The organism is Pseudomonas gozinkensis (genome assembly GCF_014863585.1).
Taxonomy (GTDB): Bacteria; Pseudomonadota; Gammaproteobacteria; order Pseudomonadales; family Pseudomonadaceae; genus Aquipseudomonas; species Aquipseudomonas gozinkensis.
In genome coordinates, this window is sequence record NZ_CP062253.1 from 3,596,085 (window position 1) to 3,617,874 (window position 21,790).

Annotated in this window: 19 protein-coding genes; 8 read left to right on the forward strand and 11 right to left on the reverse strand. The window is 60.4% G+C overall.

Annotated features, from left to right (window positions below; all coding sequences use genetic code 11):
* The first annotated feature begins 95 nt into the window (after positions 1 to 95).
* Complete coding sequence (locus tag IHQ43_RS15830; RefSeq protein ID WP_192561229.1) at positions 96 to 2,633, forward strand: PAS domain-containing hybrid sensor histidine kinase/response regulator; 2,538 nt, start codon at positions 96 to 98, stop codon at positions 2,631 to 2,633.
* 50 nt (positions 2,634 to 2,683) lie between these two features.
* The gene (locus IHQ43_RS15835) at positions 2,684 to 2,959 is read left to right on the forward strand and encodes a peptidylprolyl isomerase (protein WP_192561230.1); all 276 of its coding nucleotides are present in this window, start codon (positions 2,684 to 2,686) and stop codon (positions 2,957 to 2,959) included.
* A gap of 139 nt (positions 2,960 to 3,098) precedes the next feature.
* Here IHQ43_RS15835 and IHQ43_RS15840 read toward each other — a convergent pair whose 3' ends face one another.
* From IHQ43_RS15840 to IHQ43_RS15880, 9 genes are all read right to left on the reverse strand, one after another.
* A complete protein-coding gene (locus IHQ43_RS15840; protein WP_192561231.1) occupies positions 3,099 to 4,031 on the reverse strand; it encodes a sugar kinase in 933 nt (310 codons plus the stop codon).
* The gene (locus IHQ43_RS15845; protein WP_192561232.1) at positions 4,031 to 5,251 is read right to left on the reverse strand and encodes an amino acid deaminase; all 1,221 of its coding nucleotides are present in this window, start codon (positions 5,249 to 5,251) and stop codon (positions 4,031 to 4,033) included. Before IHQ43_RS15845 ends, IHQ43_RS15840 begins: the two co-directional genes overlap by 1 nt.
* Before the next feature lie 39 nt (positions 5,252 to 5,290).
* Positions 5,291 to 6,055 (reverse strand): IclR family transcriptional regulator, encoded by a 765-nt coding sequence (locus IHQ43_RS15850; RefSeq protein WP_192565011.1) that lies wholly within the window; start codon positions 6,053 to 6,055, stop codon positions 5,291 to 5,293.
* A gap of 78 nt (positions 6,056 to 6,133) precedes the next feature.
* A complete protein-coding gene (locus IHQ43_RS15855) occupies positions 6,134 to 6,523 on the reverse strand; it encodes a RidA family protein (RefSeq protein WP_123586511.1) in 390 nt (129 codons plus the stop codon).
* A gap of 31 nt (positions 6,524 to 6,554) precedes the next feature.
* Positions 6,555 to 7,352, reverse strand: a complete 798-nt coding sequence (locus IHQ43_RS15860; RefSeq protein ID WP_134020291.1) for an amino acid ABC transporter ATP-binding protein — start codon at positions 7,350 to 7,352, stop codon at positions 6,555 to 6,557.
* The gene (locus IHQ43_RS15865) at positions 7,349 to 8,011 is read right to left on the reverse strand and encodes an amino acid ABC transporter permease (RefSeq protein WP_192561233.1); all 663 of its coding nucleotides are present in this window, start codon (positions 8,009 to 8,011) and stop codon (positions 7,349 to 7,351) included. Before IHQ43_RS15865 ends, IHQ43_RS15860 begins: the two co-directional genes overlap by 4 nt.
* 9 nt (positions 8,012 to 8,020) lie before the next feature.
* Complete coding sequence (locus IHQ43_RS15870) at positions 8,021 to 8,683, reverse strand: amino acid ABC transporter permease (RefSeq protein WP_059405928.1); 663 nt, start codon at positions 8,681 to 8,683, stop codon at positions 8,021 to 8,023.
* Positions 8,684 to 8,734: 51 nt separating this feature from the next.
* The gene (locus tag IHQ43_RS15875; RefSeq protein WP_192561234.1) at positions 8,735 to 9,583 is read right to left on the reverse strand and encodes a transporter substrate-binding domain-containing protein; all 849 of its coding nucleotides are present in this window, start codon (positions 9,581 to 9,583) and stop codon (positions 8,735 to 8,737) included.
* 243 nt (positions 9,584 to 9,826) lie between these two features.
* Positions 9,827 to 10,126, reverse strand: a complete 300-nt coding sequence (locus IHQ43_RS15880) for a type II toxin-antitoxin system Phd/YefM family antitoxin (protein WP_192565012.1) — start codon at positions 10,124 to 10,126, stop codon at positions 9,827 to 9,829.
* 314 nt (positions 10,127 to 10,440) lie between these two features.
* On the opposite strand from IHQ43_RS15880, the gene IHQ43_RS15885 reads away from it, so the two are divergent.
* From IHQ43_RS15885 to IHQ43_RS15910, 6 genes are all read left to right on the forward strand, one after another.
* Positions 10,441 to 10,872: a thioredoxin family protein gene (locus IHQ43_RS15885; protein ID WP_192561235.1), complete on the forward strand. Its 432-nt coding sequence runs from the start codon at positions 10,441 to 10,443 to the stop codon at positions 10,870 to 10,872.
* A 175-nt stretch (positions 10,873 to 11,047) separates the two neighbouring features.
* Complete coding sequence (gene wecB, locus IHQ43_RS15890; RefSeq protein WP_192561236.1) at positions 11,048 to 12,202, forward strand: non-hydrolyzing UDP-N-acetylglucosamine 2-epimerase; 1,155 nt, start codon at positions 11,048 to 11,050, stop codon at positions 12,200 to 12,202.
* Positions 12,199 to 14,373: a cyclic di-3',5'-guanylate-activated glycosyltransferase NfrB gene (gene nfrB, locus IHQ43_RS15895; protein ID WP_192561237.1), complete on the forward strand. Its 2,175-nt coding sequence runs from the start codon at positions 12,199 to 12,201 to the stop codon at positions 14,371 to 14,373. Before wecB ends, nfrB begins: the two co-directional genes overlap by 4 nt.
* Positions 14,370 to 17,528: an NfrA family protein gene (locus tag IHQ43_RS15900; protein WP_192561238.1), complete on the forward strand. Its 3,159-nt coding sequence runs from the start codon at positions 14,370 to 14,372 to the stop codon at positions 17,526 to 17,528. Before nfrB ends, IHQ43_RS15900 begins: the two co-directional genes overlap by 4 nt.
* Positions 17,528 to 18,406 carry a DUF4434 family protein gene (locus tag IHQ43_RS15905; protein ID WP_192561239.1) on the forward strand — a complete coding sequence of 293 codons (879 nt, stop codon included), beginning with the start codon at positions 17,528 to 17,530 and terminating at the stop codon, positions 18,404 to 18,406. Before IHQ43_RS15900 ends, IHQ43_RS15905 begins: the two co-directional genes overlap by 1 nt.
* On the forward strand, positions 18,390 to 19,466 hold the full coding sequence (locus tag IHQ43_RS15910) for a GGDEF domain-containing protein (RefSeq protein ID WP_192561240.1): 1,077 nt from the start codon (positions 18,390 to 18,392) through the stop codon (positions 19,464 to 19,466). The genes IHQ43_RS15905 and IHQ43_RS15910 overlap by 17 nt, the downstream gene beginning before the upstream one ends.
* 5 nt (positions 19,467 to 19,471) lie before the next feature.
* Here the strand turns inward: IHQ43_RS15910 and IHQ43_RS15915 are convergent, their stop codons facing one another.
* Positions 19,472 to 21,028, reverse strand: coding sequence for a TerC family protein (locus tag IHQ43_RS15915; RefSeq protein WP_192561241.1), 1,557 nt, complete (start codon positions 21,026 to 21,028; stop codon positions 19,472 to 19,474).
* Between the two features lie 301 nt (positions 21,029 to 21,329).
* On the reverse strand, positions 21,330 to 21,734 hold the full coding sequence (locus IHQ43_RS15920; protein ID WP_085695943.1) for a MerR family transcriptional regulator: 405 nt from the start codon (positions 21,732 to 21,734) through the stop codon (positions 21,330 to 21,332).
* Positions 21,735 to 21,790 lie beyond the last annotated feature (56 nt).

Here is a 21,790-nt window from a genome sequence, read left to right on the forward strand (position 1 = left end):
TTAAGACCGTGCGTCGTGACGCGACGGGTCTTACAGCGTCTACCGCACTAGGATAGTAGACGCCGCCTCACCGACCGCCGCCCAGGATTGATGTGATGAACGCTGTACCGAACACCAACGACGCCCAGGCATTGATTGCCCGAACCGACTGGGGCCGCAGCCCGCTGGGCACTGCCGGCACCTGGCCACAGAGCCTGCGCACCGCGGTGGACATCGTGATTCACTCGCCGATGCCGATGCTGCTGTTATGGGGTCCGCAACTGACCCAGATCTACAACGACGGCTTCGCTCTGCTGGCCGGCAGCAAGCATCCTCACGCTTTCGGACAGCCGGCGCACCAGATATGGCCGGAACTTCGAGATTTCACCGACCCGATTTACAGCGCCGTCCTACAGGGACAGGTGCGAACCTACAGCGAACGGCGCTTTACCCTGCAACGGGATGGCAAGGAGTCCGACTTCTGGCTCGATTTGACCTACAGTCCGATCCGTGATGAAAGCGCGCAGGTAGCCGGTATTCTGGTCACTGCAATCGAAACCAACGAACGCCGGCGCATCGCCCTGGAGCTACAGCAACGTTCCGAAGACAGCCTCAAGGCCCAGCGCGAAAGCGAGGAACGTCTGCAACTGGCGCTGGCGGCCACCGATGCGGTGGGGACCTGGGATTGGGACATCGGCGAAGACCGCTTCATCGCCGATGCGCATTTCGCCCAATTGCACGGGATCGATCCGGGTATGGCCGGTCAACTGCCCATCAGCGAATACCTGCATGGCGTGCACCCGGAAGACCGTGCGCTGATTGCCCGCAGCATCAAGCATTGCATCACCCACGGCACCGAGTACGCCGAGGAATACCGGTTACTGCAAGCCAACGGCGAGGTGCGATGGGTGTTCGCCCGCGGACGTTGCTACAAGGATCATCATGGCCGGCCGATGCGCTTTCTCGGCGCCGCCCTGGACTTGACCGAGCGCAAGCACACCGAACAGGCGCTACGCCAAAGCCAGACCGAGCTGCAACTGATCATCAACGCCATGCCGATCCTGATCAGCTATGTCGATCACGAAGAACGCTTTCGCCTGAACAATGCCGCGTACCTCGACTGGTACGGACTCACGCCCCAAGAGCTGTACGGTCGCACGATCCGCGAGGTGATCGGCGAAGAGGCCTATTTCCTGCGGGCGCCATACATCGCCGAAGCCCTGGCCGGCCGCCCCTGCTCATTCAGCCTCTACACGCCACACCGCGACGGCAGTCAGCGGCACGCCTTGATGAACTACCTGCCGCGTCACGGCGCGGACGGTGCGGTGAACGGTTTCTACATCTTTGTGATCGACGAGACCGAACGTAAAAAAACCGAAGAAGCCCTGCGCAACCTCAATGAAACCCTCGAGGAGCGCGTGGGTGCGCGCACCGAACAACTGGCCCAGGCCAACCAGCGTTTGCAGAATGAAATGTTCGAGCGCGAGCGCGCCGAAGATGCGTTGCGCCATGCGCAGAAAATGGAAGCGGTCGGCCAGCTCACTGGCGGCATCGCCCATGACTTCAACAACATGCTCACCGGAATCATCGGCAGCCTCGATCTGATGCAGCGCTACATCGCCAGTGGCCGCGCCGATGAAATCGGCCGGTTCACCGACGCGGCAGTGTCCTCGGCCAACCGCGCGGCGGCGTTGACCCACCGTCTGCTGGCGTTCTCCCGTCGCCAGTCGCTGGATCGCAAGACCCTCGACGTCAACGAACTGATCCGGTCTCTGGAAGACCTGATCCGCCGCACCAAAGGCGATCCGATCGAACTCAAATTGCATCTCGCCGACAACGTATGGCCGGTCAGCACTGACGTCAGTCAACTGGAAAACGCTCTACTCAACCTGGTGATCAACGCTCGCGATGCCATGCCCGACGGCGGCGAATTGTTGATTGAAACCGCCAACGTCTACCTCGACGGTAACGACATCACCACGCTCGAACTGGTCAAGGCCGGTGATTACCTGATGCTCGCGGTCAGCGACAACGGTACCGGCATGACGCCATCGGTGCGTTCGAAGGCGTTCGATCCGTTCTTTACCACCAAACCAATCGGCCAAGGCACCGGGCTCGGGTTGTCGATGATTTATGGTTTTGCCCAGCAATCGGGCGGGCACGTCAGCCTCGACAGCCTGCCCGGCCAGGGCACTTGCGTGCGCCTGTACTTGCCTCGTTTATATGCACTGGAACCGGAGCGGCCGGTCATCGAAGCGGTTACCGAGACCCACGCTGTTGCCACTGGCGAAACCGTGGTGGTGGTCGAGGACGATCCGGCGGTGCGCATGCTGGTCATGGACCTGCTCAAGGAATTGGGTTATCGCGCCCATGAAGCCGAAGACGCCAAAGGGGCCCTGCCGTTGCTGGAATCTGACCTGCGAGTTGACCTGCTGGTGACCGACGTCGGCCTTCCGGGCATGAACGGCCGGCAAATGGCGGAGATCGCCCGCCAGCATCATCCTGGGCTCAAAGTATTGTTCATGACCGGTTACGCACAGAAAGCCGCCGAACGCCAGGGCTTCCTCGAAGACGGCATGGACATGGTCGCCAAGCCGTTTTCCATCGAACAGCTGGCCGGCAAGATCCGCACGATGATCAGCCAGAATCCGTGACTTGAGGCATAATCCGCGACCCGCCGTCACCCCGCTACAGGTATTGCACGATGAAAGCCCAAGCCCGCCACATTCTGGTGAAAACCGCCGAAGAGGCTGAAAAACTCAAACAACGCATCGCCAACGGTGAAGCGTTTGATGTGCTGGCGAAGAAATTTTCGACCTGCCCGTCCGGCAAGCGCGGCGGTGATCTGGGTGAAGTACGGCCGGGGCAGATGGTCGGCGTGATCGATGCGGTGATCTTCAAGAAGCCGTTGCGCACGGTGCACGGGCCGATCAAGAGCAAGTTCGGTTATCACCTGGTGCAGGTGTTTTACCGCGACTGAGTGATTGGCTTCAGGGCCAATCGCGAGCAAGTCGAATCGTCGCACCGTCGCTCCCACAGTGATTGTGTGTCGTTCACGGTTCTTTTGTGGGAGCGAGCTTGCTCGCGAACCGATTGCGCAGCAATCGGCCATCCGCCACTTATCTCGGAATCAACGCTCCAGGCACTTGAATCACCTGACTGGCCAGACGATGCCCCGCATCTGCGGCCTGCGCAGGGCTTGCGCCCGACAAACGACTCGCCAGATACGCCGCACTGAACGAATCCCCCGCCGCCGTGGTGTCCACCACCTTCTCGACCTTCTGCGCCGGGACTTCAAACGCTTCCCCGTCGCAACGGATCAGACAGGCTTCGGCGCCACGCTTGAGCACCACTTCCGGCGTGCCGATCTGCGCGTACGCTTCAAACACCGCCTCACAGTCCTCGAAATGGAACAGCGCCTGCTCGTCGTCCACTGTCAGCAACGCCAGATCGACATGGGGCAACACGCTGCGATACGCAGCCCGCGCTTCTTCCACCGAGGCCCACAGACGTGGCCGATAGTTGTTGTCGAAGACGATTCGCGCATCACGCTGGCGGGCTTCGATCAAGGTCTCGATCAGCTTTTCCCGCCCCTGCGCGCCGAGTACCGCCAGCGTGATACCGCTGAAATACAGCACGTCGTAATCCGGTAGCGCCGCCAGAATTGGCGCGGCCGCCGGCGTGGTGAAGCAGTCGCGAACGGCAGCTTCGTTGCGCCAGTAAAGGAAGCGGCGCTCACCGGCCGCATCGGTCTGGATGCAATACAGACCGGGAAGGCGACCGGGCAAGCGCTGAACCAGATCCAGACCAACGTTTTCATCGGCCCAGCTGCGGCACATGGCGTCACTGAAGCTGTCGTCCCCCAGCGCGGTGACGTAATCGACCTGCGCCTTGTCGCCCATGGCGCGGGACAGATAGACCGCCGTGTTCAGCGTGTCACCGCCAAAACTCTGTTGCAGACTGCCATCGGCACGTTGCTGGAGTTCGATCATGCATTCGCCGATCAGGGCAATGCGCGGGGTGTTCGGACCCAATGGACTGAGCGTGTTCATCAGAAACAGGTTTCCATGGTTTCGATCACCGACAGCTGCTCGTCCACCAGCAGCCCCACGCGCCACTTGTCGAAGGTCAGGCATGGGTGCGAAGTGCCAAAGGAAATGATGTCGCCGACGCGCAATTCCACGCCTGGCGCCACGGTCATGAACGCGTGCTGATCCATCACCGCCGTCACCTTGCAGGCGCCGACATCGTCGCCCACCGCCGGCAGCACACCGGCCTTGTAACGCAGCAACGGAACCGGCATCCCGGCATCGAATGCCACGTCACGCTTGCCCAGGGCAATCACGGCAAACCCCGGCTCCGGCATCGACTGCACGTGGGCCCAGACTTCCAGCGCCGGGTGCAGGCCTTCGTGCAGGTCGCTGCGACGGTCGAGTACGCAGCACTGCGCCTCTTTATAGATGCCATGGTCGTGAGCGACATAACTGCCAGGGCGCAGCACGCTGAGGAAGCGCCCGCCGGCGTTCTGCGCTTCGAACGACTCAGCAATCAAGTCATACCAGGCCGAACCCGACGCGGTGATGATCGGCTTGGCAATGGCGAACGCGCCGCTGTCCTGCAACTGCACCGCCAGACGCACCAGCGAGGCGGCGAATTCACGGATACCGCTGACGGCGTGATCGCCATGGATCACACCCTCGTAGCCTTCGATGCCGGTCAGGGCCAGCGCCGGTTGTGCGCCGATGGCCTTGGCCAGTTCGATGACTTCCTGCTCGCTGCGGCAACCGCAACGACCGCCGACCACGCCGTACTCGATCATCACGTTCAGGCGTACACCGCGCGATGCGAAGTAAGCGCCCAGGTCGGCGACGTTGTCCGGGTGATCGACCATGCAATAGAAATCGAAGCCCGAGTCGGCCGCCAGCAGATCGGCGATCAACGCCATGTTCGGCGTGCCGACCAATTGGTTGGCCATCAACACCCGGCGCACGCCGTGAGCGTAAGCGGCGCGGGTTTGAGTGGCACTGGCCAGGGTGATGCCCCACGCGCCGGCGTCGAGCTGACGACGAAACAGCGCCGGGGTCATGCTGGTCTTGCCGTGGGGCGCGAGTTCGGCGCCGCTGTCACTGACGAATTTCTGCATCCAGCGGATGTTGTGTTCCAGCGCTTCGCGGTGCAGCACCAGCGCCGGCAGGCTGATGTCACGCACCAGTTGCGCGCCGAGGGCGGCATCGCCCTTTTCCACGGCAGCAGTGTTGTTGGCAGTCGTCATGGTCGAACTCCTCACAGTCGCGCCCGCTGGCGGGCGCGGTTATTCGTTGATTCGCCGGGCGAGGCTGTTGGCGCTCTCGATCAAGACCCGGCGATAGTCGTTGTAATGGGTCTTGGCATCGGCGCGCGGGGCGACGATGCACAGGGTGCAGATGGCAACGCCTTGAGGGTCTTTGACCGGGGCGGCGAAGCAATGGGTGAAGGTGTCGGCGACACTGTCGAAGGAGAAGAAACCGTCGATGCCGGCCTGACGGATTTCCGCCAGAAACGTCTCCATCGGCAGGCGTTCGCCACCCGGCAGAATGAAGTCGTCGGGGTCGATCAGGTCGCTGATTTGCTGGTCGCTCAAGTGCGCCAGCAGCAAGCGTCCGGAGGCGGTCCAAGGGATCGGCGCGTTTTCGCCGATATCGGAAGAAATACGGAAATGCCGTTCGCCCTCCTTCATCAGCGCCACCGTGTATTTGCGCCCGTTGAGCAGGCACATCTGCGCGGTTTCCCGGGTCTGGCTGACGATCTCCTGCAACGCATGATCGGCTTCGCGACTGAGGTCGAAGTGGCGCAAATGAGCCTGGCCGAGGAAGTACAGCTGACGACCGAGGTAAACGTGACCGTCCTTGCCCACCGGCTCCAGAATCCGCCGCTCGAGCAACGAGGCCACCAGTTCATAGACCGTGGATTTCGGGCTGCCGATGCCGTTGGCGATGTCGTTCGGACGCAGGGGCTGGCCGATTTCCTTGAGGAAATCGAGGATATCGAACGCCCGGTCCAGACCGCGTGCCCGGCGCTTGATGGTGTCTTCGGTCATTTCAGTGGTTCCCATTCAAAGTGCCGGGAGTTTATCGCGAAAAATCGCTCCCACGCTCTACGCGGGAGCGGCCAATGCTCAAGCCTTCTTCTTGTACGCAATGCAGTCGATCTCGACCTTGCAGTCGACCATCATGCTCGCCTGCACACAGGCCCGGGCCGGTGCGTGTTCAGGCTTGAAGTACTCGCCGAAGACCTTGTTGAAACTGCTGAAATCCCGTGGATCGTCCAGCCATACGCCAGCACGTACCACGTCTTCCAGGCTATAACCGGCCTCTTCGAGAATCGCGATCAGGTTTTTCATGGTCTGGTGCGTCTGCTCGACGATGCCGCCCACAATGATCTCGCCATCCACCGCCGGCACCTGCCCGGAAACGTGCAGCCAGCCATCGGCTTCAACGGCGCGGGCGAATGGACGAGGCTGACCGCCAGCGGCGGTGCTGCCGGTGCCGTAACGAGTAATGCTCATGGGTGTTTCTCCTGATTGAAAAAGTGAAAAGTCAGAACCGCGTGCTTTTGAGAAATTCCGCCAGCCGCGGCGATTGAGGACGCTCGAACAGTTCCTTGGGAGGCCCCTGCTCTTCGATGCGTCCCTGATTCATGAAAACGATCTTGTCCGAAACCTCGAAGGCAAAACGCATTTCGTGAGTCACCAGCAACATGGTCATGCCGTCCTCGGCCAGGCCCTTGATCACGTTGAGTACTTCGCCGACCAGTTCAGGGTCGAGGGCCGAGGTGACTTCGTCGAACAACATCAGGCTCGGATTCATCGCAATCGCCCGGGCAATCGCCACGCGCTGTTGCTGACCGCCGGACAACTGACCGGGAAAGTGATTGCGCCGCTCCAGCAGGCCGACCCGCTCCAGCCATTTCTCGGCCAGGACCACGGCTTCGTCCTTGTGCATCTTTTTGACTTTCAGCAAGCCGAGCGTGACGTTCTGCAACGCGGTGAGATGCGGGAACAGGTTGAATTGCTGGAACGCCATGCCGGTCATCGCACGATGACGGGCAATGACTTTTTCCGGGTGGCGCACGCGTTTGCCGTTGAGTTCGTCATAGCCAATGGATTCGCCGTCGAGCAGGATCTGCCCGCCCTGGAACTCCTCCAGCATGTTCACGCAGCGCAACAGCGTGGTCTTGCCCGAGCCGCTGGAGCCGATCAATGTCACCACGTTGCCGCGCTGCATGCTCAGGTCGACACCCTTGAGCACTTCGACCGCGCCGTACTGTTTGTGCAGGCCACGGATGTCCAGCAGGGGCTGAGCGTTCTGGACGTTGGAAACTTGAGCTTGAGTCATGGCAGGGCCACCCGCTTTTCAATGTGCCGGCCGAGTAATTCGATGCCGTAGTTGATGACGAAGAACAGAAAACCGGCGAACAGATAAAACTCCAGGGTCATGAACGTCCGGGCGATGATCTGCTGGGTGCTGAGCAACAACTCGGCCACGCCGATCACCGACAGCAAGGTCGAAGCCTTGACGATTTCCGTGGACGAGTTGACCCAGGTCGGCAGGATCTGCCGCAGTGCCTGAGGCAGCAGCACGTAGCCGAGGGACTGATAGAACGTCAGACCGATGGCCTTGCCGGCTTCCAACTGCCCGCGTGGCAACGCCTGCAATGCACCGCGCACAATCTCGGCGACGTGGGAGCCGCAAAACAGCGTCAGCCCGAGCGCACCGGCCTGAAACGCGCTGATCTGCCAGCCGAGCGCCGGCGCCATATAGAAGCAGGCCAGCACCAGCACAAACACCGGCGTGCCGCGAATCAGGTCGACATAAAGGCGGAACGGCGCGCGCATCCAGAACTTGCCGTAGGTCAGCACCAGACCGGCAAATACGCCGATGACCGTGCCGAACAGAATCGCCAGCGCCGACACCTGCACGCTGGTCAGAAAGCCTTGCCACAAGGCTTCGCGAGCAATCCACAACTCATGCAACCAACTGGGGGATTCGTACATCGCAGCCTCCTATCGGCGGATCGCCAGACGCTGCTCGAGGTAACGCAGCAGCATGGCAATGAGGTAACAGGCCGCGACATACAACGCCGTGGTCACCAGCCAGGTTTCGATCACCCGGTAGCTCTCGACGTTGATCTTGCGCGCGTAATAGGTCAGCTCCGGCACCGCGATCGCGGCGGCCAGCGAGGTGTCCTTGAACAGCGAAATGAAGTTGTTCGACAACGCCGGCAGCACGTTGCGCAACATCACCGGCACGGTGACATAGGCCTTCACCTGCCACTCGCCGAGACCGATGGCCAGCCCCGCTTCGCGCTGGCCCTTGGGAATGCTCAACAAACCGCCGCGGAACACTTCGGTCAGGTACGCCCCGGCATACAGCGACAGGGTGATGATGAACGACGGGATCTTGTCCAGCCGGATCCCCAGGCTCGGCAACGCAAAGTAGATCAACAGAATCAACACCAGGATCGGCGTGTTACGGATCACCGTCACATACACCGATGCCAGCACCCGCAAGGCGCGATGCTTCGACAACAAGGCAAACGCCATCAGCAGGCCGATCACGCAGCCGATGGCAATCGACACCAGCGCCAGTTCGAGGCCCAGACCGAGCCCCGCCAGCAAGGTGTCGAAATCGCGCCACACGGCGGCAAAGTTCAACTGATAGTTCATGGTCGGCAGTACCTTGAGCGGGGCGCGTCAGGGCGCCCCACTCTCACGGGATCATTTGAATTCGACAGGGAAACCGATGGCAGGCGATGGCAGATCGACGCCGAACCATTGCTTGAACGAGGCGGCGTAGGTCGGGAACTCCACGCCCGTCATGGCTTCGTGCAGGGTGGTGTTGACGAAGTTCAGCCAGTCCTGATCGCCGCGTTTGACCGCGCAGGCGTAGGTCTGCGGGCTCCAGGCGTACGTCGGGCTGCGGTAGCGGCCAGGGTTCTGCACCATCAGGTATTTGACCGAAGACTGGTCGGTGGCGGCAGCATCGGCCCGGCCGGAGTTCACCGCCTGGTACATCAGGTCGACGCTGTCGTACTGATCGACCTTGGCCTTGGGCAGCGCCTGATGCACCAGCTCTTCGGCGTACACGTTCTGCAGCACGGCCACGGTCACACCGTCACCACCGGCCTGCAGGTCTTCGATTTCCTTGTATTTGCTGTTGTTCGGCAGCAGCAGGCCGACACCTTCGCGGTAGTACGGCAGGGTGAACGCCACTTGCTGCGCACGGCTGGCGGTGACGGTGATGAACTGGCAGCTCATGTCGACCTTGTCGGTCAGCAGATTGGGAATTCGTGCATCGGACGACTGCACTACAAACTCGACCTTGCTCGGATCGTTGAACAGACCTTTGGCCACCATCCGGGCGATGTCGATATCAAAACCCTGCAACTTGCCGTCCGCGCCCTGGAAGTGCCACGGCGCGTTGGTGCTGCCGGTGCCCACAATCAGTTTTCCACGGGCCAGCACGCTGTCGAGCTTGCTGTCGGCCGCCTGGGCCATACCCGTGACAGCGGACGAAGCCGCGAGAACAAAAACACACGCTTTGAACAAGGAAGGTCGGCGATGCATGGCAAGCACTCCAGGAAGTTGTTTATTCCGCTATACCGGAACACGGTTTGTTACTACGGAATAGACAGCAGAAAGTGTGCCACAGGATTCGGGGGGAATCTGCACCCGTTTGAAAATTCTCAGGAATCAAAGAGATACGTAAAAAGGAAAAAAATAGAGAAACAGCGAGAGAGCGGAGCGTGCGCTACCGTTGGCTACAACAATGCGGGTAGCAGGTTCCCAGTCGGTGCACGGGTGATCGATTCAGGGGCAGTGCCCATTGTTACCGTAAGAGATGCCGGAGCAGATGCAGGCAATAAGGTCATCTATCGCGACCTTTATGGTCGGATCATTTTCCCGTTCCTTGCAAAGAGCAATCAGCTCCAGATCCTCAAGACGATTCATCAGCGCTTCATAGGTTTTTGCCGGGACGCAATAAAAGGCCGGCTCATTGCGGTTGAGAATTGCGACTGAATCACCGCCGCCTGCTGCGACAGTTCCCATGGGATTTTTTTTCAGTTCGGAAATGCTTGCTACGACTTGGGAAAGGACACTGTGAGTCATGAAGGTTTGCTTCGGAGTGCTTTTCAGAGTGCTGAAAATAGCACTCCAGGACGCATCTGACTTCAATCCTTTTGCTACGGAAACTGCTTTCAAACTTGCATCGCTGCCCATCAGGAGCTCCTTTGATTAAGGTCTGAAAAACGATACCAGCTGCCTGGCCTCCGCGGATCTGAGTCTTCTGAGGGAATGCTCTCGCATCAAAGTAGGACGAAATCATCCTTTGTAGGACCTACCTGTAATTTCTGACAGTAGACCGCCGTTTTGCCCTGCTTTAACGTCAAAGGCCTTCCAGATTCATTGCTCAGGAGGCTCCAATGACGACACCGACTCGATATTCAGCGTTGCCCCCGACGTACCGGAAGGTCTTGAAAGCCAGGCGCCTTGTCGTTCTGTATTTCTTCAACGAGCACTGCGGTGCCTGCGTTTTCGCAGGTCCGGTTTTCCTCGATATCGCCAAACCTTTCCGGCCCTGGATGGATATCTTCATGCTCGATACCGCACAGTCGTGCCGGCATCCGGATGTCACAGGAACCCCGACAGTGTTGTTCTACAAGGAAGGTGTACTGCAAAAAAAACTGAAAGGCATCGGTTCGGAAGAATCCCTCTTGCAAGACTTCACCCAATTCCTCGGCAAAACCAGACACTGCTCTGCACCGCGCAAGTCGACCCATGACCTGAACTGGCTTCGCCACACCCTCCGCACCCTATGCACCATCCCCCGCGCAAAACGATGGAACTTTTCCTGAAAGTGCCACCTAAGAGCCATCAGGTAATGGCACCTTCGTTCCAATTGATCTGTAACAACTAGCCTCGAAGCCGGATTGGACAAGCTCCCATCCGGCTGCTTTTCTTTATTTCTCAGAAAGAGATAAGTGCTGCCGGCCCTCGGGCTGCAGCCTTGCTTCGTCCCAGGAGGGGTCAATGTCCTTTAATGTCATGATGGTTTTCGGTACTCGCCCGGAGGCCATCAAAATGGCCCCGCTGGCTCGGGTTCTTCGTCAGTGGCCCGACATCACACTCAACATCTGCTCCACCGGCCAGCATCGCGAAATGCTCACTCAGGTGCTGGACGCGTTCGAACTGACGGTCGACGAAGACCTGCAAGTCATGACCCAGGGCCAGTCCATCAACGGCTTGTCGCAACATCTGCTCGCACAACTCGATCAGGCCTACGAGCGGGTCAAGCCGGACATCGTGCTGGTCCACGGCGACACCACCACCAGCTTCATCGCCGCCCTCGCCGCCTTCAATCGCCAGTTGCCCATCGGTCATGTCGAAGCCGGTTTGCGTACCGGCAACCTGCGCGCGCCCTGGCCCGAGGAGGCGAATCGACGCCTGACCGGCGTGATTACCGACCTGCATTTCCCGCCGACCTCCAAGTCCGCCGCCAATCTGCTGCGCGAAGGCGTACCCGAAGACAACATTGAAATCACCGGCAACACCGTGATCGATGCCTTGCTGTGGATGCGCAAGCACCAGCAGGATATCGATTGGCATCCACCTGCCGATTCGCCCCTGGCGGCGCTGGATGACCAGCGCCGGATGATTCTGGTCACCAGCCATCGACGGGAAAATTTCGGCGACGGTTTCCGCAATATCTGCCAGGCCCTGGCCGAACTGGCCGAGCAATACCCGGACGTGCAATTCGTCTATCCGGTGCACCTCAACCCGCTGGTACAGGAGGTCGTGTACGGCATGCTGGCCGACAAACCGAACATCTATCTGGTGCCACCGCAGGACTATCCGAACTTCGTCTGGCTGATGGGCCGCGCGCACTTCATCCTGACCGACTCCGGTGGCGTCCAGGAGGAAGCTCCGGCGATCGGCAAACCCCTGCTGGTACTGCGCGACGTCACCGAGCGACCTTCGGTACTGGAGAGCGGCACCATGCTGCTGGTGGGCACCGACAAGGCGCGCATCGTCAAGGAAGCCCGACAACTGCTGGATGACCCGGACACCTACGCGCGCATGAGCCGCGTGCACTTCCCCTACGGCGACGGTCACGCCAGCGAACTGATCGCCACCCGCCTCCACGCCTGGCTGAGCGCACGCTTGGCGGCGGGTAAAGGGGTATGAGTCTGGGTTGGGTCGATTTCTTTGCGTATGTGCTGTTCGGTCTCAAATATGTGGCGATTGCCCTCGCCCTGCTGATGTTCATCCTCGGTCTTGATGACCTGTTCATCGACCTCGTGTACTGGAGCCGCAAGTTCATCCGGCGCTGGCGGATCTACGAGAAATTCAAGCGTGCCGACGAAGAACGCCTGTATTCGATACCCGAGAAGCCGCTGGCAATCATGGTGCCGGCGTGGAACGAAGTCGGCGTTGTCGGTGAAATGGCGCGTCTGGCCGCCTCGACCATCGACTACGAGAACTATCAGATTTTCGTTGGCACCTACCCCAACGACGCCGAGACCCAGGCCGATGTCGACGCGGTCTGCCAGCACTACCCCAACGTGCACAAAGTGGTCTGCGCCCGCCCCGGCCCGACCAGCAAGGCTGACTGCCTGAACAACATCATCGACGCGATCCTGCGCTTCGAGAGCGAGGCGAAAATCCAGTTCGCCGGGTTCATCCTGCACGACGCCGAAGACGTGATTTCGCCGATGGAATTGCGCCTCTACAACTACCTGTTGCCGAACAAGGATCTGATCCAGATTCCGGTCTACCCCTACGCGCCGGAGTGGAAAGGTTTCACCGCCGGGCACTACGTCGATGAGTTTGCCGAAAATCATGGCAAGGACGTCATCGTCCGTGAAGCCCTCACCGGGCAGGTGCCCAGCGCCGGCGTCGGCACCTGTTTCAGCCGCAAGGCCATCAGCGCCTTGCTCGAAGACGGTGATGGCATTGCTTTCGATGTGCAGAGTCTCACCGAGGACTACGACATCGGCTTCCGCCTCAAGCAGAAAGGCATGAAATGCATCTTCGCCCGTTATTCGGTCAGCGATCCGAAACTGGCGCTGGAGCAACCCTGGGTGTTCGGCATGAACCGTGAGTTCTCCCAGGTCATCTGCGTGCGCGAACACTTTCCCCGCGACCTGCAACATGCGATCCGGCAGAAGTCCCGGTGGATTGTCGGCATTGTGTTCCAGGGCACCAAGAACCTCGGCTGGAGCCGCAAGGGTCTGCTCAATTATTTCCTGTGGCGCGACCGTCGCGGGCTGATCGCCTACCTGCTGAGTTTTCTGGTCAACCTGCTGTTCCTGGTGCTGCTGGCGATGTGGGCGGTGACGATCATTTCCCCGGACTCGTGGCGCTACCCCTCGATCCTGGCCGACAGTTCGTTGCTCTCGGTGCTGCTGTGGCTCAACGGCCTGATGCTGCTCAATCGTCTGTTCCAGCGCGGCTGGTTTGTCACCCGTTATTACGGTCTGGTCGAAGGTCTGCTGTCAGCCCCACGAATGATGTGGAGCAACTTCGTCAACTTCTTCGCCAACCTGCGTGCCTTGCGTCAGGTGATGGAAATGGGCGATTCGCGCCGTGTGGCCTGGGACAAGACCACTCACGAATTCCCGGCACTGACCAAGGCACAGCGCACCCCGCTCGGCCATCGCCTGGTGGAAAAAGGTCTGCTGACCGAAGAGCAACTGGAAGCGGCGATCACCAGTCCCGTGCGCCGGCGCCTGGGCCGCGAACTGTTGCTGCGAGAGTACATCGACAGCACTCAGCTGGTTCAAACCCTGGCCGAACAGCTGGATCTGGAATGGGCGCCACTCAATCCGTTCAAGCTCGACAAACGTCTGATCGACGCCGTGCCACGCCGGGTCGCCTCCCACTACGGCATTTTGCCGGTGGCCGAAGAAGGCGACACCCTGATCCTGGCCTCCGAAGGCCCGGTCAGCCAGGTCTCGCTGGGCGCCATCAGCCGTCAATTGAAACGCCCGGTGCGCAGCCGTCTCGCACCCCAGGGCCGCGTCACATTGGGGATTCGTTACTGGTACGCCAGCCCCCGCCAGAATGAGGAAGTGCGTCATATGCTCGAAGTGCTTGAGCGCCATCAGGACGATGAAGCCCTGCTGGAACGGGTCAGCCGCCATCAGGTGCTGCTGGGCAATCTGTTGCAGGTACGCGGCATGGTGCCGCCCACTCTGTTCAATCAGGCGCTGATCGACTTCGATGCCGAGAACAGGTCACTCGGCGAACATCTGATTTCCCGGGGCATGATTACCCAGGAAGTACTGGAACAGGCCCTGGCCGACCAGGCCAGCGAACAGCAAGCCGCCTACCGCATTGTCCGGGAGGTCGCATGAAGCCTGTGCATCGTCAAACCTTGCTGATGGGCAGCCTGCTGCTGGGCCTGAGCACCGCGTTTCCTCTGCAAGCTGCGCCGCTGAGCGAGTTTGAACAGTTCCGCAGCTATCCCTACATGGACCGCAGCTATCGCGAGGCGAAAAAGGGCAACTGGAAAGAAGTCGAACGACTGATGCGCCACTTGCTGGAAAAAGTCCCGAAAAACGACGAGGCCCGTGCACTGTTGGTGGAATCCCTGGCCAAGCAACGTCGTTACAAGGAAGCGCTGCAAGCCTTGCCGGACGACAGCGACGCCCTGCTCGACCTGCGCCTGACCTGGATCGAACAGGATCCGCCGACCAGCACGCAAGTGGAAAGCTGGATGGCCACCAGCAGCCTGAATGACCGCGTGCGCCTGTGGCAGGCATACAGTCTGAGTCTGGCCAAGTTCGGTGGCGCGGCAAAGGCCCACGACTGGCTGGCGCAACTGGCGCCCAAGGGCGACGACAATATCCTGCGCCTGGCCCGCGCCAACTGGTCGGAGCAATTGCGTGACTGGAGCGGCACCATCGACCAACTGGCGCCGCTGGCCGCACGCAAACAGCTGGACGCCGAAGGCTGGCAACGTCTGGCCAACGCCTACGTGCAGCGTCTCGATGAAAAGCCGCTGCAGCAACTGCTGCAACAGGCACCGAGTCCCGAGACCGCGCGCAACGTTCGCCTGGCGATGGTCGACCGCGCCATCGCCATGGGTCACGAGCAACAGGCTCAACGCTGGATGCAGTCACTCCCGGCCAGCGACCTCGCCGATCCAGCGCAACGTCAGCGTCTGTGGGAACTGGCGCGCAAGACCGAAGACGTGCCTACCGTGCAGCGACTGAGCAACGATCTGCAACGTCCTTGCCTGGAAACCGCCGAATGGCTGTCACGCCAGGATCCGGAAGCTGCACTCAAGCAACTGCACAGCTGTACTCCGTCGGACGATCCACAGACCTGGCTGGTACTCGCCCAGCGCCTGCAAGCCACGGACCTGTTGCAAAGTACCCGTCTACCAGAACCCTGGGACAGCCGACGGCAAACGCAGGTGCTCGACATCTGGCAGGAGCAAGGTCGCAGTGCCGAGGTCAACGCCTGGCTGGCCGGGCAGAAACAGACACCCGATATCGTCAAGCGCCGTGCGGAACTGACGCAGCGCATGGGTCGAATGATCGAAGCGGAAACTCTGTGGGAACTGCATTACCGGCAGACCGACAACCTGTCCTCGCTGAATCAGGCTACCTATCTGGCGGTGAATGCGGGTGATCGTGCGCATGCCCAGCAGTTGCTGGAATCTGCATTCGATCGTCACGGCGGGCGTCTGCCGTCGACGGCGTTGCAGCGTCTGGCCGGCTTGTATGCCGCAGCGCCATCCACGACACCCGAGCAACAGCGGCGTATGGCGCTGCTGCTCAACCGGGTGGACGGCGCCACGCGCGGCCAACTGCTCGCGCAACTCGCGGAGACCGGCCAGTGCGATGCCGTGCAGCAAGCCATCGGCAGCCACCCGCAAGCAGCTGGCGATTACCGCGCGCTCGGTCGCTGCGCCATGCCTGATCGCCCGGGCGAAGCCGTCGTCTATTACCAGCAGGCTGAAAAACTCGGTGATCGCGGTAGTCGCCTGCCGCTGGCCTATGCCCTGGAAGCGGCCGGTGATTCTGCCGGCGCACTGGCCATCTGGCACAGCTTCCCGACCGCCGAACTCAGCGACAACGCGCGTCTGACAGCCAGCCGCAGCGCGCTGAATGTCGGCGACAGCCAGACCGCCGAAACCTATTGGCAACAGAGCACCACTCGCGGCGCCAATGAATGGGCCCTCGGCGCAGCCATCGCCGACGCACGGGGTGATCATGCCCAGGCACTGCAACGACAGCGTCAGGCCCTGCAACAGACACCGGATGCCGGGCACTTCTACGCCGCATCGGTCACTGCGCAAAAGGCCGGGGACTTGCCACAAAGCACCGCTTGGCTGGCCGAAGCGGTACGTCGCGAGCCGAATAACCCGCGTTATCGCGCCGACTACGGTATGCGTCTGGCCGGTGCCGAAACCCGCGAAGAGCGCGCCACGGCGATTCCGTATCTGCAACAGGCGACCCGGGATTTCCCCGAGGATTACCGTCTCGGCGAAACCCTGGCCTGGCGCTACGACGAAGTCGAAGACAGCGCCTCCGCGCGCAAGGAACTGCGCCGGGTGATCGAACTGGAGCAGAACCCGGTGGCGGCCGATGACGAAGACGGCAGCATGGAAGCCCGGCGGTATCGCCAGCGCCGTGCCCATGAAACCTTGTCCCGGCGTGACAGTTTCACCGTGGCCAGCACCTGGTCACCGGCCGGGGTTTCGACCAACGACTTCCTGCGCCCGGATGACAGCGAAGGCAGCAACCGAGTGGCCCGCTCACAGAACGTTCAGGTCGCGATGTGGGATCACGCGCTGGGCGAAGAACCAAGTCGGGCCGGCAGTACGCTCTCGGTTTACGGCCGACTGCTGTTCGGTGGTCAAGGTCGCTCCAGCTATGGGGAATCCTTCGCCACCGGCGTAGGCCTGCGCTACAAGCCGTGGGGCACGGCCAACGTCAACCTGTATGCCGAAATCTACAAACAAACCGGAGTCAGCGACGATGGTAGTGGCGGCATGCGCCTGGGACAGTTGTTCAGCCCGGTGAAAGTCTGGGATCAGGGTCACGATTACGATCGCTTCGGTCGTACCAGCACCGACTACCTGTTGCGCGCCACCGCTTCGTTCCTCGATCAGGGCAAGTACCGCAACGACTGGCGGGTCGATGAAAACGATTGGGACGAGCGCTTCCTGTACCTCGATGCCGCATGGTGGACCAAGGCCGGCGATCACCAATGGTTGTCGCGCTTCCAGCAAGGTCACGCCTGGAAACTGCCGTTCAGCGGAGCCCAGACGATCATGCCTTACGGCTTCCTCGAATTTGCCAGCCAGGACCCGAGCAACGACTGGCGCCAGGACCTGCGCACCGGTGTCGGTCTGCGCTGGCAATGGTGGTACGACGAGGATCGCTACAACGCCTACCGTTCGAAACTGACGGTTCGCACCGAATATCAACAGTCGCTGGGCGGCAATCTGTATGAAGGCGGCAACGGTGTGCTGCTGGGCGTGGAGTGGAATTTCTGATGGCTCGATGGATGTTGTGTTTGTGCCTGCTGATGAGTGCCACTGTCGCCAGGGCCGATGAGCGAGTGTTCTATCAGCCGCTGAATGTCGATGCCGGCCTGACCCAGGCACAGTGGCAGAAAGTCTGGCAAGACACCGCGAAACAAGGCACGCGTACCGTGATCGTGCAGTGGACGGCTTATGGCGACTCGGACTTCGGCGGCGCCAATGGCTGGCTCGCCAACAGCCTGAAACTCGCTCAACGACAAGGTCTGCAACTGGTGCTCGGCCTGGCGATGGACCCGGCCTACTACAAGCGCATCGATGAACTGGACAGCGCCGGCCTCGGCGCTTACTGGCAGGCACAACTGGGTCAGTCACTGGCTCAGCAGCAGAAGCTGCGCCAGGACTGGAAGCTGCCGGTCAGCGGGTGGTATATGCCGCTGGAACTGGATGACCTGCACTTTCTGGCAGCAGATCGACGGGCCACGCTTCAGCGCCAGTTGAAGGACTTCGCCGCGAAGCTGGATGCGCCGCTGCATGTCAGCGCCTTCAGCGCCGGCAAGCTGGCTCCGGCGGTCAACGGTCAATGGCTGGGCGAATTGACGGCGGCCGGTGCGCAGGTCTGGTGGCAGGACGGCGCAGGCACCGGTCGTTTGTCACCACTGGTGCGCAACGGTTACGCCAGTGCACTGCCCTGCTCCGTGGGGATCGTGCGCGAGGCCTTCCGACAGGTCAGCCGCGAGGGCGAGCCATTCCGTGCCGAACCGGCCAACCCGGATGCGACCTCGACCGGCTGCCATCAGAACGCGGTGTTTTCCCTGCGCTATCGACCGTGGGGCTCGGTAATCCTCGATAACCAACGCAGGCATCCGGGCAGCAATGTACAAAACCATTGAAGACGAAGTCCTTAAGAAGACCGCGCCTGCCGAACTGTGGAGCGAGTTCATCCAGCATGAATTCGAGCGGCTGCACAGGTTCTGCCTGCTGATTTATCTGGCGAGCATCAGTGTCTGGATTGTCTTCGATCTGATCGTCAGTTTCCTGGGCGGGCAAGGTTTTACCTGGCGATCGATGGTGTTTCTGACGGTGTTTTCGATTCAGGCGGTCATTCTGCTGTTCACGCGAAAGGCCGCCCATTTCGACATCCTGAACATCCTGTTCATCGTCGCCATGACCCTTGGCGTGCGACTGCTGATCGACGGCCTGCCCGCGAGTTTTCAACCCGCGTGGCTGGTGCTGGGCGCCTCGAGCATGCTTTACAGCATTTCGGTTCTGCCCATCAGCCGCTGGTCGTTCTACACCTCGCAAGGGGTGATCTGGCTGGTGCTCAATCCGTTTTTTGGTACCGAAGTCGGGCTGTTCGAACTCAAAGGCGTGATGACCATCGCTTACACCGTGTTTCTCTGCGGGTTGACGATCTATACGTTTTTGAAGCTGCGCGAGGCCAAGCTCTACAACTACATCATGTCCAAGCTGTTGCTGGATCAGGCCTACAACGACACGCTTACCGAAATCCCCAACCGCCGCTCGTTCATGACCCGCGCCGGAAAAACCCTGCAAGCCATGCCGCGCGAGCATGACCATTACCTGGCGATGATCGACATCGACAACTTCAAGAAAGTGAATGATGTGTACGGCCACGACATCGGCGATGAGGTGCTCAAGCGCATCGCGGCGGACATCAAAACAGTGATGTCACGCTTCGAATACGCACGATTGGGCGGTGAGGAGTTTGCGATCTATCTGGCCGGTGTGCGCCGCGAGGATGTCGAGGCGCTGGCCGGGGAATTGTGCCGGGTGGTGCGTGAGCAACCGACCCGGCATCCGGTGACCATCAGCATCGGTCTGGCCCGGGTCGAAGATGGCGACACCCTAAACCAGGCCCTGATCAAGGCTGACGAAGCGTTGTACGAGTCAAAGCATACCGGCAAGGACCGGTACACTTTTCATCAGTGAGTCCGTCAGGCCTCACGCACCAGCAGCACCCGCGTCACGCGACGCTCTTCGACCGCCATCACGGTCATGCCCCAACCTTCATGTTCCAGTCGATCGCCCTTCATCGGCAGGCGATCCAGCAGGCTCATCACCAGCCCGGCCAGGGTCTGGTAATCCTCGGTCGGCTCGGCGCGAAAACCGGTGTGCTCGCGGATGCGGGTCAGGTTCAGCGCACCGTTGACGATAAACCCGCCCTGCTCTTCGACCACGTCCGGGCCGGCGATTTCGCTAGCATCGGGCAGTTCACCGGCAATCGATTCGAGAATGTCGGTCATGGTCAGCACACCGACAAAATCACCGAATTCATTGACCACAAAGGCAATGTGGGTCGAGGCCGCACGCATTTGTTCCAGTGCGTTGAGGATCGAATAGCTGTCCAGCAGATTGACGGTCTTGCGCGCCAGGTGTTCAAGGTTCGGCTCGTTGCCGGCCAGATACTCCTTGAGCAATTCCTTCTTGTGCACGAAGCCCAGCGGCTCATCGACCGCGCCGTTACGAATCAGCGGCAAGCGCGAGTAGGACGAATGCATCAATCGCGTACGAATAGCCTCGGCGTCGTCGGCCAGATCAATGTGATCGACATCGGCGCGCACCGTCATCAAGGCGCGGATCGGTCGCTCGGCCAATTGCAGCACGCCGCTGATCATCACTCGCTCGCGACGGTCGAACAGCTCCGCACTCGGCGCTTCACCGTTATCCAGCAGGTCGGAAATTTCCTCGCCGACTTCTTCCACCGCCAGTTTGCGACCACCCAACAGACGCATCACCGCGTGGGCCGTACGCTCACGCATCGGGCGCAAGCCCTGCATCGAGCGCTTGCGACGGGCGCGGGCGATCTGGTTGAAGATCTCGATCAGGATCGAGAAACCAATCGCGGCGTACAGATAACCTTTCGGGATGTGGAAGCCCAGGCCTTCGGCCGTCAAGGCAAAACCGATCATCATCAGGAAGCCCAGACACAGCATGATCACCGTAGGGTGGGCGTTGACGAAGCGGGTCAGCGGCTTGCTGGCAACGATCATCACACCGATGGACACGACCACCGCGATCATCATCACCGCCAGTTCATCGACCATGCCAACGGCAGTAATCACCGCGTCCAGGGAGAACACCGCGTCGAGCACGACGATCTGCGCCACGATCGGCCAGAACAGCGCATAAGCGGTGTTGGTGGAGCGCTCGCCAATATGGCCTTCCAGCCGTTCGTGCAGTTCCATGGTCGCTTTGAACAACAGGAACACACCACCGAACAGCATGATCAGGTCACGGCCGGAGAAGCTCTTGCCGAACACTTCGAACAACGGCTGCGTGAGGGTGACCAGCCAGGAAATGCTCGCCAGCAGGCCAAGACGCATGATCAGCGCCAGGCTCAAGCCGATGATGCGTGCGCGGTCGCGCTGATGCGGCGGCAGTTTGTCCGCCAGGATCGCGATGAACACCAGGTTGTCGATACCCAGTACCAGTTCCAGCACGATCAGTGTCAACAAGCCCAGCCATGCCGTGGGATCCGCTAACCATTCCATAATCTGTCTCTATCTCTCGTCAGTGAATTCAGGCTGCCGGACACGGCAAAGTGCGGCGCGAAAGCTCGAAGGCTGCGCCATCAACGATAGTCGGTAGTCGGAAGACTGGATGTTGCGAGTGCGTCAAGACCGCGCGGTGGCGCGAGGGGAACGGGGTTCTTTGAATAGAACTGGGAGGCTCCGAGAGGGTGTTCATGCAAATCCTGAATGAAAAAAGGCCTTGAAGCGTACAGGCTCTGATGACTTTTCCTACAGCTGGAAATCATTTCAAAATCTGTACGCCGCACACATCTCCGGACTTTTACGGGTAAAGCGTCGACAACACACGGTCCGCATTGGCACCGCAACTCATGCCTTCGGGCTTGGATTGAATGTTCTCGATCACCTCCAGCAACCGCGCCTTGCTCTGGGCCAGATGCTGCTGCATGACTTCGATCTGCTCGACCTTGCGCGTGAGGCCTGCCACCAGTTCATCGTGCTTGAATTCACCGGTTCCGGCGGCCGGCAACAGCTGCTTGAGTTCTTCCAGAGAGAACCCGGCCTGCTGGGCACTGCGGATGATATTCAGGGTCTGCAGCACTTGTGGCGGATAGCGCCGGTAACCATTGCCCTGCCGCTCCACTTTGGGAATCAGTCCCTGGGCCTCATAGAAACGAATACTCGAAGCGCTCAACCCGCTCTGCTGCGCCAATTCACCGATTTTCATTTCAGTCTCAATTTGCCTGCTTGACATTAAAGTTAACTTTAAGCTTAGCCTCTCTC

Coding starts and splice junctions, on each gene's coding strand:
- IHQ43_RS15855 (WP_123586511.1), bottom strand. CDS start 6,523: ATGAGCATTACTCGTTACGGCACCGGCAGCACCGCCGCTGGCGGTCAG.
- IHQ43_RS15880 (WP_192565012.1), bottom strand. CDS start 10,126: ATGACTCACAGTGTCCTTTCCCAAGTCGTAGCAAGCATTTCCGAACTG.
- IHQ43_RS15845 (WP_192561232.1), bottom strand. CDS start 5,251: ATGACGACTGCCAACAACACTGCTGCCGTGGAAAAGGGCGATGCCGCC.
- IHQ43_RS15860 (WP_134020291.1), bottom strand. CDS start 7,352: ATGACTCAAGCTCAAGTTTCCAACGTCCAGAACGCTCAGCCCCTGCTG.
- nfrB (WP_192561237.1), top strand. CDS start 12,199: ATGAGTCTGGGTTGGGTCGATTTCTTTGCGTATGTGCTGTTCGGTCTC.
- IHQ43_RS15840 (WP_192561231.1), bottom strand. CDS start 4,031: ATGAACACGCTCAGTCCATTGGGTCCGAACACCCCGCGCATTGCCCTG.
- IHQ43_RS15915 (WP_192561241.1), bottom strand. CDS start 21,028: ATGGAATGGTTAGCGGATCCCACGGCATGGCTGGGCTTGTTGACACTG.
- IHQ43_RS15920 (WP_085695943.1), bottom strand. CDS start 21,734: ATGAAAATCGGTGAATTGGCGCAGCAGAGCGGGTTGAGCGCTTCGAGT.
- IHQ43_RS15910 (WP_192561240.1), top strand. CDS start 18,390: ATGTACAAAACCATTGAAGACGAAGTCCTTAAGAAGACCGCGCCTGCC.
- IHQ43_RS15875 (WP_192561234.1), bottom strand. CDS start 9,583: ATGCATCGCCGACCTTCCTTGTTCAAAGCGTGTGTTTTTGTTCTCGCG.
- wecB (WP_192561236.1), top strand. CDS start 11,048: ATGTCCTTTAATGTCATGATGGTTTTCGGTACTCGCCCGGAGGCCATC.
- IHQ43_RS15835 (WP_192561230.1), top strand. CDS start 2,684: ATGAAAGCCCAAGCCCGCCACATTCTGGTGAAAACCGCCGAAGAGGCT.
- IHQ43_RS15900 (WP_192561238.1), top strand. CDS start 14,370: ATGAAGCCTGTGCATCGTCAAACCTTGCTGATGGGCAGCCTGCTGCTG.
- IHQ43_RS15830 (WP_192561229.1), top strand. CDS start 96: ATGAACGCTGTACCGAACACCAACGACGCCCAGGCATTGATTGCCCGA.
- IHQ43_RS15870 (WP_059405928.1), bottom strand. CDS start 8,683: ATGAACTATCAGTTGAACTTTGCCGCCGTGTGGCGCGATTTCGACACC.
- IHQ43_RS15905 (WP_192561239.1), top strand. CDS start 17,528: ATGGCTCGATGGATGTTGTGTTTGTGCCTGCTGATGAGTGCCACTGTC.
- IHQ43_RS15865 (WP_192561233.1), bottom strand. CDS start 8,011: ATGTACGAATCCCCCAGTTGGTTGCATGAGTTGTGGATTGCTCGCGAA.
- IHQ43_RS15850 (WP_192565011.1), bottom strand. CDS start 6,055: ATGACCGAAGACACCATCAAGCGCCGGGCACGCGGTCTGGACCGGGCG.
- IHQ43_RS15885 (WP_192561235.1), top strand. CDS start 10,441: ATGACGACACCGACTCGATATTCAGCGTTGCCCCCGACGTACCGGAAG.